This window comes from Xanthomonas sp. NCPPB 3218, assembly GCF_056725185.1.
In genome coordinates, this window is record NZ_CM161516.1 from 4,466,053 (window position 1) to 4,485,441 (window position 19,389).

17 protein-coding genes are annotated in these 19,389 nt (G+C 68.2%); 9 read left to right on the forward strand and 8 right to left on the reverse strand.

Translation table 11 applies throughout. The annotated features are described in order from the left end of the window. The first annotated feature begins 5 nt into the window (after positions 1-5). From AC1PLS_RS18725 to AC1PLS_RS18755, 7 genes are all read left to right on the forward strand, one after another. Positions 6-479: a DUF494 family protein gene (locus tag AC1PLS_RS18725; RefSeq protein ID WP_003484452.1), complete on the forward strand. Its 474-nt coding sequence runs from the start codon at positions 6-8 to the stop codon at positions 477-479. Between the two features lie 37 nt (positions 480-516). Further along, entirely contained in the window at positions 517-1,251 is a 735-nt protein-coding gene (locus AC1PLS_RS18730) for a pilin (protein WP_102256967.1), read from the forward strand. A gap of 27 nt (positions 1,252-1,278) precedes the next feature. Further along, on the forward strand, positions 1,279-2,511 hold the full coding sequence (locus AC1PLS_RS18735; protein ID WP_184433156.1) for an RDD family protein: 1,233 nt from the start codon (positions 1,279-1,281) through the stop codon (positions 2,509-2,511). A 182-nt stretch (positions 2,512-2,693) separates the two neighbouring features. Next, positions 2,694-5,192, forward strand: a complete 2,499-nt coding sequence (locus tag AC1PLS_RS18740; RefSeq protein WP_104555132.1) for a DNA topoisomerase I — start codon at positions 2,694-2,696, stop codon at positions 5,190-5,192. A gap of 9 nt (positions 5,193-5,201) precedes the next feature. Continuing rightward, positions 5,202-5,765, forward strand: coding sequence for an L-threonylcarbamoyladenylate synthase type 1 TsaC (tsaC, locus tag AC1PLS_RS18745; protein ID WP_104555131.1), 564 nt, complete (start codon positions 5,202-5,204; stop codon positions 5,763-5,765). A gap of 89 nt (positions 5,766-5,854) precedes the next feature. Further along, positions 5,855-6,634, forward strand: a complete 780-nt coding sequence (locus AC1PLS_RS18750; RefSeq protein ID WP_481103979.1) for a DUF4124 domain-containing protein — start codon at positions 5,855-5,857, stop codon at positions 6,632-6,634. Beyond that, on the forward strand, positions 6,631-7,299 hold the full coding sequence (locus AC1PLS_RS18755) for a DUF4124 domain-containing protein (protein WP_184433150.1): 669 nt from the start codon (positions 6,631-6,633) through the stop codon (positions 7,297-7,299). Before AC1PLS_RS18750 ends, AC1PLS_RS18755 begins: the two co-directional genes overlap by 4 nt. 271 nt (positions 7,300-7,570) lie before the next feature. On the opposite strand, the gene AC1PLS_RS18760 is transcribed toward AC1PLS_RS18755, so the two are convergent. Beyond that, positions 7,571-8,347 carry an SDR family oxidoreductase gene (locus AC1PLS_RS18760; RefSeq protein ID WP_184433147.1) on the reverse strand — a complete coding sequence of 259 codons (777 nt, stop codon included), beginning with the start codon at positions 8,345-8,347 and terminating at the stop codon, positions 7,571-7,573. Between the two features lie 106 nt (positions 8,348-8,453). Here AC1PLS_RS18760 and AC1PLS_RS18765 point away from each other — a divergent pair, with 106 nt between their 5' ends. Further along, complete coding sequence (locus tag AC1PLS_RS18765; RefSeq protein WP_016903674.1) at positions 8,454-8,669, forward strand: hypothetical protein; 216 nt, start codon at positions 8,454-8,456, stop codon at positions 8,667-8,669. Positions 8,670-8,946: 277 nt separating this feature from the next. Here the strand turns inward: AC1PLS_RS18765 and sppA are convergent, their stop codons facing one another. The 4 genes from sppA to AC1PLS_RS18785 form a co-directional block, all read right to left on the reverse strand. Continuing rightward, the gene (gene sppA / locus AC1PLS_RS18770) at positions 8,947-10,848 is read right to left on the reverse strand and encodes a signal peptide peptidase SppA (protein ID WP_024938535.1); all 1,902 of its coding nucleotides are present in this window, start codon (positions 10,846-10,848) and stop codon (positions 8,947-8,949) included. A gap of 84 nt (positions 10,849-10,932) precedes the next feature. Further along, the gene (locus tag AC1PLS_RS18775) at positions 10,933-12,309 is read right to left on the reverse strand and encodes an MATE family efflux transporter (RefSeq protein ID WP_024938536.1); all 1,377 of its coding nucleotides are present in this window, start codon (positions 12,307-12,309) and stop codon (positions 10,933-10,935) included. 353 nt (positions 12,310-12,662) lie between these two features. Further along, on the reverse strand, positions 12,663-13,265 hold the full coding sequence (locus AC1PLS_RS18780; protein WP_039515368.1) for a DUF3106 domain-containing protein: 603 nt from the start codon (positions 13,263-13,265) through the stop codon (positions 12,663-12,665). Beyond that, positions 13,252-14,286 carry a hypothetical protein gene (locus AC1PLS_RS18785; RefSeq protein WP_481103980.1) on the reverse strand — a complete coding sequence of 345 codons (1,035 nt, stop codon included), beginning with the start codon at positions 14,284-14,286 and terminating at the stop codon, positions 13,252-13,254. Before AC1PLS_RS18785 ends, AC1PLS_RS18780 begins: the two co-directional genes overlap by 14 nt. A gap of 470 nt (positions 14,287-14,756) precedes the next feature. Here AC1PLS_RS18785 and AC1PLS_RS18790 point away from each other — a divergent pair, with 470 nt between their 5' ends. Continuing rightward, the gene (locus AC1PLS_RS18790) at positions 14,757-16,979 is read left to right on the forward strand and encodes a primosomal protein N' (RefSeq protein WP_184433141.1); all 2,223 of its coding nucleotides are present in this window, start codon (positions 14,757-14,759) and stop codon (positions 16,977-16,979) included. Positions 16,980-17,329: 350 nt separating this feature from the next. Here the strand turns inward: AC1PLS_RS18790 and AC1PLS_RS18795 are convergent, their stop codons facing one another. From AC1PLS_RS18795 to AC1PLS_RS18805, 3 genes are read right to left on the reverse strand one after another with little or no spacing between them, the layout of a single operon-like run. After that, complete coding sequence (locus AC1PLS_RS18795) at positions 17,330-17,986, reverse strand: glutathione S-transferase family protein (protein ID WP_160955060.1); 657 nt, start codon at positions 17,984-17,986, stop codon at positions 17,330-17,332. Positions 17,987-17,988: 2 nt separating this feature from the next. Continuing rightward, positions 17,989-18,819 (reverse strand): NYN domain-containing protein, encoded by an 831-nt coding sequence (locus tag AC1PLS_RS18800; protein WP_024938888.1) that lies wholly within the window; start codon positions 18,817-18,819, stop codon positions 17,989-17,991. After that, positions 18,816-19,343 carry a hypothetical protein gene (locus AC1PLS_RS18805; RefSeq protein ID WP_184433138.1) on the reverse strand — a complete coding sequence of 176 codons (528 nt, stop codon included), beginning with the start codon at positions 19,341-19,343 and terminating at the stop codon, positions 18,816-18,818. Before AC1PLS_RS18805 ends, AC1PLS_RS18800 begins: the two co-directional genes overlap by 4 nt. Positions 19,344-19,389: the final 46 nt, after the last annotated feature.

Genomic DNA, 19,389 nt, shown 5'->3' on the forward strand with positions numbered 1-19,389 from the left:
GGGCAATGAAAGAGAGCATTCTTGATGTACTGCTGTACCTGTTCGAACATTATTTCAGCGAAGATGCGGACCTGGTCCGCGACCGTGACTCGCTTCAGAATGGCCTGATCCAGGCCGGTTTCAGCCCCGCAGAAATCAGCAAAGCCTTCGATTGGCTGGACGCGCTCTCCGAGCAGCGGCCAAGCGTGGCGCGCCCGCATGTCGATGGACCGGTACGCATCTACCACGGCCCGGAGCTGGACAAGCTCGATGTGGACTGCCGTGGATTCCTGCTGTTCCTGGAGCAACACCGCATCCTCGACGCCGACCAGCGCGAGCTGGTGCTGGATCGCGCCATGGCGCTGGACCAGGACGAACTGGACCTGGACGACCTCAAATGGGTGGTCTTGATGGTGTTGTTCAACCAGCCGGGTGCCGAAGCGGCCTACGCCTGGATGGAAACGCAGATGTTCCTGGACGAGCCTGAACCCGTACACTGAGACGGAAGCCGCAACGGACGCGTGCGAGGGGACGGCAATGAGTAGTTGGTATTACGCCGAGGGCAACCGCCACCGGCGTGGCCCGGTGGCCGACGAGGCCTTGCTGGCGCTGTATCGCGATCACGCGATTGCACTGGACACCCTGGTCTGGCGCGAAGGATTTGCCCGATGGGTGCCGCTGTCTGCGTGCGCCGACGAGCTTGGGCCACCGATTTCCACCGATCTGCGCGCCGCAGCGCTGCCGCCGCCCCTGCCGTCGGTTCCGCCAGCGGTTGTTCACAACGCAGCCGCCAGTGCACCCTCTTCGTCAGCACATCGCCTGCCTGGCAACGGGCCGGGGTGGCCGCTGGCGTTGGTGCTGGGCGCGGTGGTGGGCATGTTCGTGCTGGTGGCGATGATCGGCATCCTGGCGGCGATCGCGCTGCCGGCGTACCAGGACTACACCACGCGTACCAAGGTCGCCCAGGCGATCGCGGCGCTGACGCCCCTGAAGCCGCAGATCACCGAATTTCTCGCGCAGCAAGGCCGTTGCCCGGTCAACGGCGACGCCGGCTTTCTCGCGCCCGAGCAGTATGCAAACGATGTCCTGAGCAGCGTGCGGATCGGCCGTTTCGACACCACCAACTGCGGCGTCGAGGCGCTGCTGCATGCGCCGAAAATGACCAAAATTGACGGCAAGGCGCTGTGGCTGGATTTCGACGCGGACGCCGGCAGCTGGCAGTGCAGCTCCGAGATCGACGACAACCAACTTCCGCCGGACTGCCGCGGCTAGTCAATCGCTCTACGCAAGGGGACTTCAATGACGCAGTGGTATTACGCCGACGCACAACGCGAGCGCCAGGGGCCGGTGGACACGGACACGCTTCGCGCGCGCCTGTCGGAAGGCCTGATTGATGCATCCAGCCTGGTCTGGCGCGAAGGCTTTCCGCAGTGGGTGGCACTTGGCGAGGTCATGGCCGAGCTGGGGATCGACACCGCCGTTCCAGCGCCCGCCGCGCCGAGCGTCGGAGATGTGCCGGTGAACGTTGCGCACAGTGAGCCGCAGGCGACGGTTCACCCGACCAGCGTCGCGGTGGATCACACGCCTGCCGCAGATGCGCCGTTTGCCGGCCCGGCAGCAGACGCTGCGCTCGGGCGGTCCGACTCCGGCCTTGCCGATCACCCTCCCGTAGCCGACCACCTGCAGCGTCCGCCGAGCGGGCAGGCTGCGCTGACAGATCCAGCGGCGTGGCCCACGACGCCGGCAGACCCTGCGGCAACCCCGGCGGCATCGAGCCCGCTCCTGACCGACACCTCCCACGCGCCTGCAACACCCGCGCATGCCGTGTCGCAACCACCGGCCGGCGCGCCGCTTCCAAGCGCCTGGGATTCCGTCGCCGCGCCCGCGGCAAGCGTCGCATTGCACGATGCCCCGGTCGTCTACGCCGGCCTGTGGCGGCGCGTGGCCGCCAGCATCCTGGACAGCCTGATCACCAGCTTTGCGGTGTACCTGATCGTGATCCCGCTGGTGTTCGTCGTGGCGCTGGCGACCAGCCGGGGCGATTCCGGCTCGGCGCTGGACGACGGCAGCGCGCTCAGCATCGCCATCCTGGTGATGTCCTACGGCATCGGCCTGGCGATCCCGACGCTGTATTTCGCCTGGATGCAGTCCAGCCGGCACCAGGCCAGCCTGGGCAAGCTCGCCTGCGGCATCAAGCTGGTGCGCGCCGACAGCAACGGCGGCCGGGTCGGTTTCTGGCGCAATGTGCTGCGCTACTTGGCCTACATGCTGATCAGCGTGCTCACCCTGGGCATCGGCGTGGTCGTGGCCGCGTTCATGGCCGGCATGACCGCGCGCAAGCAGGCTCCGCACGACAAGGTCTGCGACACCCTGGTGGTGGACCGCTGGGCGTTTACGGATCACCCGGAGCGCCAATCCAGGGGTCTGGACACGGTCACCATCGTGGTGCTGGCCATTTATGCGGTGATGCTGGTGATCTCGGTGGTGGTGGTGGGCTTCATGCTGGCCGCCATCGGAATGAGCCAGAGCTAGCAGTTGGCAGCCCTGGCCGCTTGACACGGCGGCGTCCGCCGTGATCTTTCTAATAAGAGAACTGAACGCCCGGGCTCGTTTCCCGGGCGTTGACCTGTGGGAAACGGTCGATCTGCTTCCCTCCACCGGCCAATTAGGCCACGCTACCCGCCCCCCGGGCCCTGCCCAAAGAATTCGCCACCATGCCCAAACACCTGCTCATCGTCGAATCGCCTGCCAAGGCCAAGACGATCAATAAATACCTCGGCAAGGACTTCACCGTCCTGGCCTCGTATGGGCACGTGCGCGATCTCGTCCCCAAGGAAGGCGCGGTCGATCCGGACAACGGCTTCGCAATGCGCTACGACCTGATCGAAAAGAACGAGAAGCATGTCGAAGCCATTGCACGCGCGGCCAAGAGCGCCGACGACATCTATCTGGCGACCGACCCGGACCGCGAGGGCGAGGCGATCAGCTGGCACATTGCCGAGATCCTGAAAGAGCGCGGGCTGCTCAAGGACAAGACGATGCAGCGGGTGGTGTTCACCGAGATCACCCCGCGTGCGATCAAGGAAGCCATGCTCAAGCCGCGCGCGATCGCGGCCGATCTGGTCGATGCGCAGCAGGCCCGTCGCGCGCTCGACTATCTGGTCGGCTTCAACCTGTCGCCGGTGCTGTGGCGCAAGGTGCAGCGCGGCCTGTCGGCCGGCCGGGTGCAGTCGCCGGCGCTGCGCATGATCGTCGAGCGCGAAGAAGAGATCGAAGCCTTCATCGCGCGCGAGTACTGGTCCATCGATGCGCATTGCCGGCATCCGTCGCAGCCGTTCAATGCGCGCCTGATCAAGCTGGACGGGCAGAAGTTCGAGCAGTTCACCGTCACCGATGGCGATACCGCCGAAGCGGCGCGGCTGCGCATCCAGCAGGCCGCGCAAGGCGTGCTGCATGTCACCGATGTGGCCAGCAAGGAGCGCAAGCGTCGCCCGGCCCCGCCGTTCACCACCTCCACGCTGCAGCAGGAAGCCTCGCGCAAGCTCGGCTTCACCACCCGCAAGACCATGCAGGTGGCGCAGAAGCTGTACGAAGGCGTGGCGCTGGGCGACGAAGGCTCGGTCGGTCTGATCAGCTATATGCGTACCGACTCGGTGAACCTGTCGCAGGACGCGCTGTCGGAAATCCGCGATGTGATCGCGCGCGATTTCGGCACCGCCTCGTTGCCGGACCAGCCTAACGCCTACACCACCAAATCCAAGAACGCGCAGGAAGCGCATGAGGCGGTACGTCCGACCTCGGCGCTGCGCACCCCGGCGCAGGTGGCGCGCTTTTTGTCCGACGACGAGCGTCGCCTGTACGAGTTGATCTGGCGCCGCGCCGTGGCCTGCCAGATGATCCCGGCCACGCTCAACACCGTCAGCGTCGATCTGTCGGCCGGCAGCGAGCACGTGTTCCGCGCCAGCGGCACCACCGTGGTGGTGCCCGGCTTCCTGGCGGTCTACGAGGAAGGCAAGGACACCAAGAGCAGCGAGGACGAGGACGAAGGCCGCAAGCTGCCGCTGATGAAGGCCGGCGACAACATCCCGCTGGACCGCATCGTCACCGACCAGCATTTCACCCAGCCGCCGCCGCGCTTCACCGAAGCGGCGTTGGTCAAGGCACTGGAGGAATACGGCATCGGCCGGCCGTCCACCTACGCCTCGATCATCCAGACCCTGCAGTTCCGCAAGTACGTGGAAATGGAAGGCCGCAGCTTCCGCCCCACCGACGTGGGCCGCGCGGTGTCCAAGTTCCTGTCCGGGCACTTCACCCGTTATGTGGATTACGACTTCACCGCCAAGCTCGAAGACGACCTGGATGCGGTCTCGCGTGGCGAGGAAGAGTGGATCCCGCTGATGGAGAAGTTCTGGGGCCCGTTCAAGGAACTGGTCGAGGACAAGAAGGATTCGCTGGACAAGACCGACGCCGGCAGCGTGCGCGTACTGGGCACCGACCCGGTCAGCGGCAAGGAAGTCAGCGCGCGCATCGGCCGGTTCGGCCCGATGGTGCAGATCGGCACCGTCGAAGACGAGGAAAAGCCCACCTTCGCCTCGCTGCGGCCAGGCCAGAGCATTTACTCGATCTCCATCGAAGACGCATTGGAGCTGTTCAAGATGCCGCGCGCACTGGGCCAGGACAAGGACCAGGACGTCAGCGTCGGCATCGGCCGGTTCGGCCCGTTCGCGCGCCGCGGCAGCGTCTATGCGTCGCTGAAAAAGGAAGACGACCCGTACACCATCGATCTGGCGCGCGCGGTGTTCCTGATCGAGGAGAAGGAAGAGATCGCGCGCAACCGCGTGATCAAGGACTTCGAAGGCAGCGACATCCAGGTGCTCAACGGCCGCTTCGGCCCGTACATCAGCGATGGCAAGCTCAATGGCAAGATCCCCAAGGATCGCGAGCCGGCGTCGCTGACGTTCGAGGAAGTGCAGCAGCTGCTGGCCGACACCGGCAAGCCGGTGCGCAAGGGCTTCGGTGCCAAGAAGGCCACGCTCAAGAAGAACGCGGTGAAGGATTCGGCCAAGGAAGCCAAGGACGCCGCTGCCAAGAAGACCGCGGTAAAGAAGACCGCCACCAAGACCGCGGCGAAGAAGGCGCCGGCCAAGAAGGCCGCTGCCAAGAAGGCCAGCAAGCGCGTGGTCAAGAAGACCGCGAGCAAGGCCGCAAGCTAAGGCCGCCGCATGCAGCACACGCTCAGCCTGGACAGCGCCGTCGCCACCCTGACCCGGGGCGGCGTGATCGCCTATCCCACCGAAGCGGTGTGGGGGCTGGGCTGCGACCCGCGCCAGCAGGCCGCCGTGCTGCGACTGCTGGAGATCAAACGCCGCCCGGTCGACAAGGGCGTGATCGTGGTGGCCGCCAGCGTGGATGTGCTGCACGACTGGGTGGACCTGGACGCGCTGGCGCCGGCCCGCAAGCAGCAGGTGCTGGCCAGCTGGCCGGGCCCGCATACCTGGATCCTGCCGATCACCGCCCAGGCGCCACGCTGGGTCACCGGCGCGCATGACGGGCTGGCGGTGCGCATCAGCGCGCACCCGCTGGTCGCTGCGCTCTGTGCGGCCTGGGGCGGCCCGTTGGTGTCCACCAGCGCCAACCTGGCCGGCGAACCGCCCGCGCGCAGCCGCCAGGCGCTGGACCCGGCCCTGCTGGCCAGCATCGACGGGGTGACGGATGGCGAGGTGGGCGCATTGGCGCAACCGACCCAGATCCGCGACGCCCGCAGCGGACAGATCCTGCGCGACTGAGCAGCCGCCACGCGCCGCCTGTCGGCGCGCTTGGCCTCGACACCGTCTGCCCCTTTGCCCACAGCCGGGTAGACGCGCACACTGCGGCCATGCGTACCGTCCTGACCCTTCTGTTGCTGGCCACCGCGCTGCCTGTCGCTGCGGCCGATACCGCCAGCAAACCGGATCCGAATGTGCGGATCTACCGCTGCGTCAGCAGCACCGGCACCGTCGCCTTGCAGGATGCGCCTTGCAGCAGCGGCCGCCAGCAGGTGCTGGACCTGCAGCGCCCGCAGGATCCGCCGCCGCGGCCGCAGCGCGCCGTTGTCGCCCCGGCCGCCGTCGCGACGCAGCCACCGCGCGAGGTGCGCATCATCACCGTGCAGCCGCCGCAGCCGATGTACGAGTGCACCACCGAAGACGGCAACCGCTATACCAGCGACAGCCCGGAAGGCAATCCGCGCTGGGTGCCGACCTGGGGACCGGCCTATGTGGGCAACGGCATTGCCCCGCCGGTCAGCGGCGGCGGCATCCAGCGCCCGCCGATTTCGGTCCGCCCACGCCCGGCGATGTCGGTGCAGGGAAGCGCCGGTCGCGGAGGAAGCCTGCGCGGCAGCGCAAGCTTCGGCGGCGGCGGTTATCAGGGCGGCTATCAAGGCGGTTACAACGGCGGCGGCTACGGCGGCACGGTGATCGTGCCGTACGGCAACGTGCAGATCCGCGACGAATGCCATGCCCTGCCCGAACAGGAAGTCTGCGCGCGCCTGGCCGACCGTCGCTGGGAACTGATCCGCCGCTACAACAATGCCCTGCAGAGCGAGCGCCAGGATCTCAGCCGCGAACAGCGCGGTATCGACGCGCGCCTGCAGCGCGATTGCGGCGGCGCATGAGGCGCTGGCCGTGGGCGGTATTGCTGGCGTGTGCCTCGGTGGCCGGCGCACAGGAAGTGGCGATCTACCGGTGCACCGACTCCAGCGGCGCGCTTACCGTGCAGAACATGCCCTGCCCGAAAGGCATGCAGCAGCAGAAGAAACTGATGACGGCACCGGCCGCGGTGCCGTTGACGGCAGGCGGGTTAGGCGGGTTAGGCGCAGCATCGCCTGCGCGTAGCACGCCCGCTGCGCAGCCCCCCACCATGCCCAAGACCGATGTGCGCGCCGCCGTCCCGGCTGCAACGCCGGCACCGACGCCACCTGCCGCGGCCTCGACCTCCACGCTGCCACCGCCACCCTTGTTCGAATGCACCGCGCACGACAACGGGCGCTATTTCACCGAAGACCGCGAGCCGGCCACGCGCTGCCTGCCGATGCAGACCACCAACCTGGCGGGCGGGCCGGCAACCGGCGGCGGCAGCGCCTGCGAAGTGGTCACCGACCGCTGCGCACCGGTGCCGGACCAGAGCCTGTGCGAGGCCTGGCGCCAGCGTGCCGAGCAGGCCGAATCGACCTGGCGCTTCTCCGACGAGGCGCAAGCGGCCGAGCGCAAGCAGCGCTATTTGCAGATGCGTCGGGTGCTGGACGAAAGCCGCTGCGCGAATCCGTCCGCCACGCCATGACGCTGCAGCCGGCGTGGCAGCGCATGCCAGCCAGTGTGCCGGTGCAGTGCTTGCCGGGCTGATTCTTTCGAGCCACTGCAACCGTTAGCGATCACCGGATGACCTGCGCGGTGCAGCGAGCCGCATGCGAGCAAGCCCGCCGCACTGTCGCCTGCGTTGCGTGCAGACGCGGCGGGCGAACACTGCAGGCGCAGCGACGGTTCGGCGCCTGCCTGCGCAGCTTCCGATGCCATGCGCAGGCACTGTCCGCGCGACCACACACGCAGGCGTGTCAGAACCCGTAGCGCAGGAAGCCGCCATCCACCGCGATGCATTCGCCGGTGATGTAACTGGCGGCCGGCAGGCACAGGAAACCGACGGCGGCGGCCACTTCTTCCGGTTCGCCGATGCGGCGCATCGGGGTGCGCTCGATGACCTGCTCGTAGTAATCCGGATCCGACAATGGCCCGGAGGTGCGACGGGTGCGGATGTACCACGGCGCCACCGCGTTGACGCGGATGCCGTCCTCGGCCCATTCCACCGCCAGGTTGCGGGTCATCTGCTGCAGCGCGGCCTTGGTCATGCCGTACGGCACGCCGCTGCGCACATGGGTGATGCCGGAGACGCTGCCGACGTTGACGATCGCCGACGCCGCGTGGCGGGTCAGCAACGGGTGCGCATAACGCGACAACTCGAAAGCGGCGAACACATTGGTTTCGAAGATGCCGCGCCACTGGTCTTCGGTGTAATCGATCGCCGCGCGGGTGATGTTGCCGCCGGCATTGTTGATCAGCAGGTGCAGGCCATCGGCATGGTCTTCCACCCAATCCAGAATCGCGCGCCGCTCTTCGTCGTCGGCCACATCGGCGGCCAGCCCATGCAGCTCGCGCTCGGGAAATTCCTCGGCCAACTCGTCGCGCGCCTGCGCCAGCGCATCGGCATCGCGCGCCACCATCAGCAGATCCGCGCCGAAGGCCAGCAATTCGCGCGCGATGGCAAAGCCAATGCCGGCGCTGGCGCCGGTGATGAGCGCGGTCTGTCCATCCAGCCGCCAACGGTGGGTTGTCACGTGGGTCATCCTCTTTCAAGACGCAGGAAACGGCCGCAGCAGCGCGCTTGACGCATGCCTGCGGCCCGGGCGTTAGGATACCGCCACCCCGAGCGAGGTCACGACGATGAAACGGCATTGGATTCTTGCGATCAGCCTGACGTTGCTGCTGGGCGCCTGTCAGCGGCCGCAACCTGCGCCCACCGAGCAGAAGCCCGAGCCGCAGGCCACCGCCCTGCGCGACCACATCCAGGAACCGTTGAACAAGGCGCACGCAGTGCAGGCGGCAAGCGACCAGGCCGCAGACGATCAACGCAAGGCGATCGATGCGGCCACGCAGTAACCGAAGCCTGCTGGCTGAAGCACGCGCGTTTTTTGTCGACGCAGCAACTGCGCGTGCGCGCCTGCGATTGAGCGCAAGGCGATCGCTGCACCTGCGCGCACGGCAAACACGCGTGAGGTCGCTCGACCGATGGCTGATTGCCTGTGATCGTGGCGCCGTGCGTTCTGCCATTTTTGCGCTGCTGGCGCGCCCGCATTGCTGCATCGCCTGAGCGCAGATACAACAACGCCGGCACAAGGCCGGCGTTGTCGATCCATCAGGTTGCGGACCTGCCGCGTCAGAAGCCGCAGAAGCAGTACGCCAGCGACTTGACCGGGGTACCGCCCGCCTTGCTGTCGTGCACGGCGTCTTCGACAAAGCGCAACTGCGTGTCCACTTCCGGCAGCGAGCGCGCCAGCAGTGCGCGCGCCATGCCCGAGTCGCCCAGCATCCAGGCGCCCATGCGGCTGCCGGCAAATCCGCTCATGAACTGCGAGAACGGCGTTGCCGGCTTTTCCACGTAGCGCACGCGGAACTTGCCGCGGCTCAACTTGGCGCGGTCGGCCGCATCGGCCACCGCTTCGGACATGCCGCCGAACGCGTCCACCAGGCCATGCTGCCTGGCCTGCGCACCGCTCCACACGCGGCCGCGTGCGACCTTGTCGATGGCGTCCACCGACTGATGCCGCGCCTGCGCCACCTTGCCGGTGAAGTCGGCGTAGCCCTTGTTGATCACCGCCTGGATCACCTGGCCGGCGGCCGGGTCCAGCGGACGGGTGATGTCGAAGGCACCGGCAAAGCGCGTGGTACCCACGCCATCGGTGTGCACGCCGATCTTGTCCAGCGCGCGGGTCAGGTTGGGCACCATGCCGAAGATGCCGATCGAGCCACTGATGGTCGACGGGTCGGCATAGATGCGATCGGCGTTCATGCTGATCCAGTAACCGCCCGAGGCGGCCAGATCGCCCATCGACACCACCACCGGCTTGCCGGCCTGCTTGAGCGCGACCACCTCACGACGGATCTGCTCGGAGGCGAACACTTCGCCGCCGGGCGAATCCACGCGCAGCACCACCGCCTTGACCTCGTCGTCGTCGCGCGCCTGGCGCAGCAACGCGGCGGTGGACTCGCCACCGATGCGGCCGGCCGGCTGCTCGCCACCGCTGATCTCGCCAGCGGCCACCACCACGGCCACCTGCGGACGGCTGTCCATCGGCGAGCGCTGCGCCTGCAGCTGGCTCAGATAATCGTTGAAGCCGATGTTGCGAAAGCCGCTGTCGGCGTCGCTGTCGGCCACGCCGCGCTTGGTCAGCAGCGCGTCGACGTCCTCGCGGGTCTTGAGCCCGTCGACCAGCTTCTGCTGCAGCGCGAATTTGGCCAGATCGCCACCGGCGGCGGCCACGCCCTCGGGCAGCGTGTCGATGCCGGCGGTCAGCTGCGCCGGGCTCAGCTTGCGCGCCTTGCCGACATCGGCCAGGTAGCGCTGCCACACGTCGTTCATCCAGAACAGGTCCGCTTCCTTGGCGTCGGCCGAAGCGGCATCGAGGATGTACGGCTCGGCGGCGGACTTGTACTCGCCCACGCGGAACAGATGCACGTCCACGCCGAGCTTGTCCTGCAGGCCCTCGCGGAAATACTGGCGATAACGGCCAAGCCCTTCCAGCAGCACGCTGCCCATCGGGTCGAGATAGACCTCGTTGGCCTGTGCGGCCAGCAGGTACTGGCCCTGGCTCATGCTCTCGCTGAAGGCGACGATCTGCTTGCCAGAGGCGCGCAGCTTCTGCAACGCCGCGGCCACTTCGCGCTGCGAGGCGAAACCGGCGGGCTGAAACTTGTCCAGGTTCAACACCACCCGCTCGATCTTGCGGTCCTTGCCGGCCGCCTCGATCACCCGCACCAGGTCGCGCAGCTGCACTTCCTCGGCGCTCTTGTCACCGACCGCCTTGGCCAGCGACCGGCTCACCGGGTCGGCGCTGAACTGCTCGACCAGCGTGCCTTCGGGGTTGATCACCAGGGTGGTGCGCTCGGCCAGCGGCTTGCTGCCGTCGCCACGCGCGATCGCCACCACAAACAGCAGCAGCACCAGGAACAGGAAGCCGAAGAACACCAGGTTGAAGATCAGGCGCCGGGTGAAATTCATCACATCCCACAGGCCGACGAAGAAACTGGCGATGGGACTGCGATGCACGGGGTGGTTCATGGAAAACTCCGTCGAAAGACGCTGCATACAATTCAATGGTGTCCAGCATACCGGCTGCGCGGTGCGCGCGGCATGCGCTGGAAGTCAGGGGGCCGTGCCGGCAGTCAGCCGCCGGCTGGTCTGCCGGAAGCGCAAGCCCATCAGGACCGACGCCACGGTCAGGCCCAGAATCAGGCCGATCCACATGCCTTGCGGCCCCCAGCCCAGCCCCAGGCCGAGCCCCGCGCCGATCGGCATGCCGACACCCCAGTACGAGAACATCGCCAGAAACATCGGCACACGGGTGTCCTTGAGCCCACGCAGCGCGCCGCTGGAAAGCACCTGGATGCCGTCAGGGAACTGGAACGTGGCGGCAAACAGCAGCAGCACCGAGGCCAGCGCGGCCACCGCCACATCGTCGGTATACACGCTCACGATGGCATCGTGGCCCAGCAACAGCACGCTGGCCGACAGCGCCTGGGTGCCCAGCACGATGGCGTAACCGGCCCAGGCCGCGCGCCGCATGCCGAGCGGATCGCCGCGCCCGACCGCATGCCCGACCCGCACGGTGGTCGCCTCGGCCACGCCCATCGGAATCATGAAACACAGCTGCGCGACGTTGATCGCGATCTGGTGCGCGGCCGCTTCGGTGGAGCCGAGCCGGCCGATCAGCAAGGCAGTGACGATGAACAGGCCGCCCTCCATCAGCACGGTGATGCCGATCGGCAGACCGGTGCGCAACAGATCGCCGATCGCACGCCAGCGCGGGCCTTCGAAATGGGCGAACAACTGCAGGTGCGCAAACCGGCGCGAGCGCCACAGATACAGCGCAAACACGCTGGCCTGCACCCACATGGTGACCGCCGAGGCCATGCCCAGGCCCTGCGCACCGTGCTCGGCAACGCCGAACTTGCCATAGGTCAGCGCATAACCCAGCGGCGCCAGCACCAGCAGGCCGCCAAAGCCCAGCAGCATGGTCGGCAGGGTCCAGTGCATGCCCTCGCTGAGATAGCGCATGCAGAAGTAGAACGTCAGCGCCGGCCCGCCCCAGCGCACCGCGTGCAGGAAGTCGGTCGCGCCCGGCACGATGTCCGGCGCAATCCCGAAGGTGGGCAACAGCGGCGGCACCGCACTGAGGAACGCGAACATCACCGCGCCCAGTCCCAGCGACAACCACAGGGCCTGGCGGAACAGCGGGCCGATCTCGCGCTCGCGGCCGGCGCCGCGCAGCTGCGAGACCGAGGCGGTCAACGAGATCAGCGTGCCGATCGGCACCAGCATCGGCAGCCACAGCAGCGAGGTGCCGATGGTGACCGCCGCCAGCGTGGCGGTGCCGTGGTGACCGGCGATGACGTTATCGACAAATCCGATCAGGCCGGTGGAGACGTGACCGAGTACCAGCGGCAATGCGAGCAGGCCGGTGGTGCGCACTTCCGCGCCGAAACGCGGCGTCGCGGAGGTGGGTACAGGAGAGACAGACATGACAACCGATCGCTGCGCGGACTACGGCCGTGCCGGGAGGCGCTGGCACCGGGTCGCGTGGGGCCGCTATCTTACCCGCACTTGCGACACGGGCAGCGGCAAGGCGCAAGCCGGGAGATGCGGCAATGAGCGGCCGGCGTGGCTGGTCAGCGGAACGGGATGCCTGGACTTCAGCGCGGTCCGTGTCCTTCGTGACGCCCGCCGCTTCGCGCACGCATCGTCGAAGGCGGCAGACCTGCATGCTCTCGGCTCGGTGTCCGGCCCGACTGCCCGGTATCGAGGATGGGCAGCGAGCACGCGTGGAGACGACGCCGACGCAGGGGGCTGCAGCGGCGCAGTCCCGCCGCTGCCAATCAGCGCGCCAGCTGGCGCTTCAACCAGGCGCTGCGCGTTGCCGGCGCCTGCGCAAGCAGGGCATCGCGCAAGCCATCGCGCTCCTGCGGCGGGGTGCGTTGTGCCAGCATCGCCAGCTGTTCCAGCTGCCCGGCGTCCAGGCTGCGCAACGCCGCCAGCAGCGTGTCGCGCTGCGCTGGCGGCACGTAGCCGATCAGGGGCTGCAACTGCGGATAGAACGCACCCAGCTGCGAGCCCAGGCGCCAGCCATCGCGATGCAGGCGATCCATTGCGGTGAACTGCGTGCGCAGCGCGCGCTGCTGGTCGTCGGGCAAGCCATGCAGACGCTCGCGTGCCTGCCGCAATACCACCCGGTCGGTGGCGGTGAGCCCTTTCCAGGCCGCATAACGGGCGCGCAGCTCGGCCCGCTGGGCCGGCGTCAATGCGTCCCAGCGCGCGCGCTGCTGCGCGGCGCTCGGGGTTGCGGCAGTGGCGGCGGCGGGCGTCGGCATGCCGGCGGGCGCAGTCGCGTTGCCTTCCTCCAACGGCGCCGGCAGGGTCTGCGCAGCGGCCATGCCGACAACAGCCAACGCCAGCAGGCCGCACCACTTAATTGTCGTCATCGACGGTCTTCAGGGTGGCGGCAGGCTGGTCGGCGGCGGTGGCATGCGCGCCGGATTCGTCGGCCGGCACCGGATGGCCGGCCGCATACCAGGCGTAGAAGTCGGCCGAACGCGCCAGTTCCAGGTCCGGGTCGGCCAGCATCGCCTGGTCGCGCGGATCCAGGCCGGGGTTTGCCACCGCCCCCGGCAAGTCGGCGGCGGGAAGGTCTTCCACCAGCACCGGCGCGGCATCGGTGACGTGCAGCACGCCGGCCGGGGCCTGCGAGACCGGCTCGGGCGGCAGGGCCGGGCGGCGATGCGTCCACCACCAGCCCAGCGCCGCAAGCAGCAGCGCCAACGCCAGCACGGCCAGCACGAGGCCGGCGTGGCGGCGGTCGATCCGCGGCCACTGCCACTGGCGTGCAGGGCGGTGGCGCGGCGCGGCCGGGCGGCGCGCTTCGGCGGCGGCCGCAGGCGCGGCCGCGACAGGCTGCAGCGGCATGCCGGCCAGGGCCGACTCGCGGAGCTGTGCCAGCCGGCTGACCTGCGCCGGGCTGAGCTCGCGCAACTCCTGCTGCGCCGCCTCGGCCAGGGCCCGCCAGGCCTGCGCATCCGGGTTGCCGGCCGCATCGCGTGGGCAGGCACGGGCCAGCGACTGCCGATAGGCCGCCACCTCGATGCCTTGCACCTCGCTGGCAGGCTCTTCTTCCAGCCCGGCCACGATACGCAGCAGCAGCGCCAGCCGGTCGCTGGTCTGCATCCGCCCCAGTGCGGTGAACGGCGGCAGCCAGGTCCCCGGCATGGGCTCGCGCCGCAGCGGCGGTGCCGTTGCCAGCAGGCTCCAGAAGCGCATCGGCCAGCCGGCCATCGGGCGACCCGCCGCCTGGCTGCTGAATGCACGCAACGCCGCCGCCAAGGCCCGCTCGGCCGCCGCGCCATCGCCGCATTGCAGTTGTGCGAGCACCAGACCCCGGCGTTCGACACCGCGCAGGAAAGCAGACAGCGCGGCAGGGGTGACGGGGGCGTCGGGGACTACGGTCATGGGAACTCCAGCATCGGCCGGCATGATACCGACGCAATCGGCCCCCGCCGATGGCTTGACAGATCGACCCGGCTGCGCTGCGTCCCGGTGCCATCGACTGCCGTCACCTGCGCAGGTTGTGCACAGCGGCAGACATGCCGATACGCGGGCGTCTGTCAACTGTTGATTTTTCTTTGTTGCATTCGTGTTTCACGCCTAAGTGATTGATCCTTATCGCTTTAAGCCGATTGGCGAAAAAATGTCCAACAGGTTGCAGAGGCTAGTGAATCCGCCTTCACAGCGTGGAGCACGAGACTAATTCACAGGCTTATCCACAGGCAGTGTGGATAAACCCGTTTCCTTAGCCCTCACATAGGTTTACGTCGGATTTATCACTTCCGTCACACAAACGCGTCGTAAGCCGAAGCACCGATTCGGAGACGACCGAGCGGCGTCTGCCGGGTGCTGGACAGGGTCGGTAGACTGACCGGATGTCTTCGACCGTCGCCACCTTGCGCGTCGCCCTGCCGGTGCCGCTGCCACAACTGTTCGACTATCTGCCTCCGGCCGACGCGCCGCTGACCGACCCCGCGCGGGTCGGCTGCCGGGTGCGGGTGCCGTTCGGGCCGCGCGAGCTGGTCGGGGTGGTGGTGGAGATCGGCCAGTTGGCCTCCGCCGAAGGACTGCGCCCGGCGCTGGCCTGGTGCGACGACGCCCCGCTGCTGGTCGAGGAGCTGGCGCGTTCGCTGCAGTGGCTGGCGCGCTATACCCACGCCCCGCTGGGCGAGGCCCAGTCCAGCGCCCTGCCCGGCCCGTTGCGCCGCGGCGAGCCGCTGGCCGACACCCATGCCTGGGCCTGGCAGCTCACCGAGGCCGGGCGCACCGGCGCCGCCAGCCTGCGCGCCGGCAGCCGCCCCGCCTTGCTGGCCGCCCTGCTGTTGACCGGTACGCTGGGCGAAGAACAGCTGGACCCCTTGCTGCCGCAGTGGCGCGAGGCCGCACGCAGCCTGGCCAAGCGCGGCCATGCCGAGCGCGTGGCGGTGCCTGCCGACAGCATCCCGCCCCGTCCCGGCAGCGGCCCGCAGCTCAACGACGAACAGCAGGCCGCCGCCGACGCCATCCGTGCGCAAAGCGGTTTTGCCACCTATCTGCTCGATGGCGTCACCGGCAGCGGCAAGACCGAGGTCTACCTGCAGGCGATCGCCGACTGCCTGGCGGCTGGCCGCCAGGCGCTGGTGCTGGTGCCGGAGATCGGCCTGACCCCGCAGACCCTGGGCCGCTTCCGCGCCCGCCTGGGCGTGCCGGTGCACGCGCTGCATTCGGGGCTGTCCGATGGCGAGCGGGCGCGGGTGTGGGCGGCGGCCTGGCGCGGCGAAGCCAAGCTGATCGTCGGCACGCGTTCGGCGGTGTTCACCCCGCTGCCCAATGCCGGGCTGATCGTGATCGACGAAGAACACGACGGCAGCTACAAACAGCAGGACGGCATCCGCTATCACGCCCGCGATTTCGCGCTGGTGCGCGGCAAGGCGCTGGATGTGCCGGTGATCCTGGGCAGCGCCACGCCGTCGCTGGAGAGCCTGCACAACGCCTATTCCGGCCGCTACCGGCATCTGCGCCTGTCGCGCCGCGCCGGCGAGGCGCGTCCGCCGCGCGTGCGCGTGCTCGACGTGCGCAAGCGCCCGCTCAAGGACGGCCTGTCGCCGGAAGTGCTGGCCGGCATCGGCGCCACCCTGGCGCGCGGCGAGCAGGTACTGGTGTTCAAGAACCGCCGCGGCTATGCACCGGTGCTGCTGTGCCACGACTGCGGCTGGACTGCCGCCTGCCAGCGCTGCAGCACGCCGCTGCACCAGACCCCGATGACCGTGCACGCCGGCGGGCGGCGCCTGCAATGCCATCACTGCGGCGCGCGCCAGCAGGCACCGCTGGCCTGCCCGGCCTGCGCCAGCCTGGCGCTGCAGCCGCAAGGCATCGGCACCGAGCGGCTGGAAGAACGCCTGACCGAAGCGTTCCCGGAGTTTCCGGTGGTGCGCATCGACCGCAGCACCACCCAGCGCCGCGACGCGCTGGAGACCCAGCTGGCGCGCCTGGGCAGCGAGGCCGGCATCCTGGTCGGCACCCAGATCCTGGCCAAGGGCCACGATCTGCCACGGCTGACCATGGTGGTGGTGGTCGGCATCGACGAAGGCCTGTTCTCGGCCGACTTCCGTGCCGCCGAAAAACTCTCCCAGCAGCTGATCCAGGTGGCCGGACGCGCCGGGCGCGCCGACCGCCCCGGCGAGGTCTGGCTGCAGACCCATCACCCCGAACATCCCCTGCTGCAGACCCTGGTCAACGGCGGCTACCACGCCTTCGCCGATGCCGAATTGCAGCAGCGCGAGGCCGCGGGATTTCCGCCGTTCGCGCATCTGGCGCTGTTCCGCGCCGAGGCCAAGGACGTGGCCGCGGCCAACCAGTTCCTGATGGCGGTGCGCGGCCTGACCACGGCAGACAGCACCGCACAATCGCCTGCGTTTGCCGCAGTGGAGTGCTACGGCCCGATGCCGGCACCGATGCCACGTCGCGCCGGTTTCCAGCGCACCCAGTTGCTGTTGTCCGCGCAACAGCGCTCGGCGCTGCATCGTCTGCTGGATGCGCAACTGCCTGCGATCTATGCGTTGCCGCAGGCGCGGCGCGTACGCTGGTCGCTGGATGTGGATCCGATCGATCTGTATTAGGGCGGGCGTATCGCACGCGGAGCAGCAGACAGACCACCGTGTACCCAGCTTGCGTAGGAGCGCACCTGGGCGCGATGGGGCATTACCGGGAATGCCCTCGCGCCCGGGTGCGCTCCTACAAACAAACGCGAGCGAACAGGCCACAAGTGTCCCCACGTTTTCGTAGGAGCGCGCTTGCGCGCGATGGGGCGTTACCGGGAATGCCCTCGCGCACAAGTGCGCTCCTACAGAGAACGCGGGCTATTTGGCCGCGTGATGTACGAGGCGCATGTCCTTGCAGCAACGTGCCGTGTCGGCAGCGCGTGCGGTGTCTGCCATGGGCCATGTTGGCCTGAGCGGAAACGCGAAACTCAGGTCAGCGCGGTCATCACGCCACGCTGGTACGCAGGCCGTGCGCGCAGGCGCTGGTACCACGCCTGCAGATGTGGCAGCTCGGGCCGCTCGATCGGCATTTCGAACCAGGCGTAGATGAAGCTGCCCAGCGGAATATCACCCATCGCAAATTGCGCGCCGGACAGATACGGCTGCTGCGCCAGGGCCGCATCCGCGCGTGCGAGCAGGTCGCCCGAGTGCGCCAGCGCCGCGGCGATGCGCGCAGGATCGCGCTCGGGTTCCGGTGTGCGCAGCACGCCCCAGAACAGGTCGCGAAACACGCCGGCAAACGTCGAGGTGGTCCAGTCCATCCAGCGATCGCCCAGCGCGCGTTCGGCCGGTGCCTGCGGATACAGGGCCGGCGCATATTGCGCGGCCAGGTAGCGCACGATCGCATTGGACTCCCACAGCACCAACTCACCATCCTGCATCGTCGGCACCAGACCGTTGGGATTCAACGCGCGATACTCGGGCGTGTCGTTACGACCAAACGCACCACCGACTTCGATCGAGGTATAGGGCACCCCGGCTTCTTCGGCGCACCACAGCACCTTGCGCACATTGCTGGAATTGCGCCGCCCCCATAGCGTGATCGAGGCGTTTCCTGCCGCCGGTTGCATTGCAGCGTCAGCCATCGTCATTTCCCTGCTGGCGGTTTGGGCGTCGCGCGCGCCGGACGCTTCGCGGTGGACGCCTGCGTGGCGACGGCGGCAGCTGGCTGCGCTGCTTTCGCCCGCCCGCCCTTGGGCGCATCGCGCACCCACAGGGCCTGCTCGTCCTGCTTGATCTCGAACAGGCCGATCGCACGCACCAAGTCGCTGAGTTTGCGATAACCGTAGTTGCGTGGGTCGAACGAGGCCTGGTTGGCCACCTGCTTGCCCACCGCGCCCAGATGCGCCCAGCCATCGTCTTCGCAGGCACTGTCGATCGCATTGCGCAGCATCTGCACCAGCCGGGTGTCGCCGCGCAGCGCGGTGGCATCCTTGCGGCCGGCAGCGGTGTCGCTGGCCGCTGCCGCCTGCTCGCCCAGCGCTTCGACATAGGTGAACTTGGAACAGGCATTGACGAACGGCGCCGGGGTTTTCTTCTCGCCGAAGCCGTACACCTTCATGCCATCGGTGAGCAGACGCATCACCAGCGGAGTGAAATCCGCATCGCTGGAAACGATCGCAAAGCCATCCAGATTGCGTGCATACAACAGGTCCATCGCATCGATCACCATCGCCATGTCCGAGGCGTTCTTGCCCGAGCTGTAGGCAAATTGCTGGATCGGCCGGATCGCGTATTCGTGCAGCGCCGCTTCCCAGCTCTTCAGGTGCGGACTCTTCCAGTTGCCGTAGGCGCGGCGCACGTTGGCCACGCCATAGCGCGCCACTTCGGCCAGCACCACGTCGATCTTGCCGGCCGGCGCGTTGTCGGCATCGATCAGCAAGGCGATGCGTTTGTCGGGATTGTCGATCATGGTCATTCCTCGAAGGTGTCGGCAGAGTCGGTGTCGCTTGCGGTGTCGATTTCGGTGTCGGCGGCATCGGCCGACGGCAGCGTGTACTGGCTGCCATCGTGCATGGTCAACACGCCATCGCTCAGGATCTCGCGCTCGGAGCCGCCACTGACCCAGGTGGCATGCACGCGGCCGCGGCCGCGATCGCCTTCCACCGTGAACACGAAATCGTCGTCACCCGGCGCCAGACCGGTGCGCACCAGATCCACCCGCATCGTGTGGATCTGGCCGATCTGTTCCTGCACCACCGCATCGCCCTGCAGCGCGGCGCGTGCTTGGTCGGCAAACAGCGACCAGCCGAACACGATCAGCCAGCCGAGCGCGCCCAGCACCAGCATGCCGAACAGCACCACGCAGGCCGCCAGCCCGATCAGGCCGAGTGAGACGCCGCTGAGTTTCTGTCCGGGCGCACGCGCGGCAGCCGGTGCCATCGCCGGAGAAGCGGATGGCGGTGGCGACAGCGGCGGCAACGGCGGCGGTAGTGACGGCATGCGATCATCATGTGGATGAGATGCGACATGATGCCGCAGGCAGGCC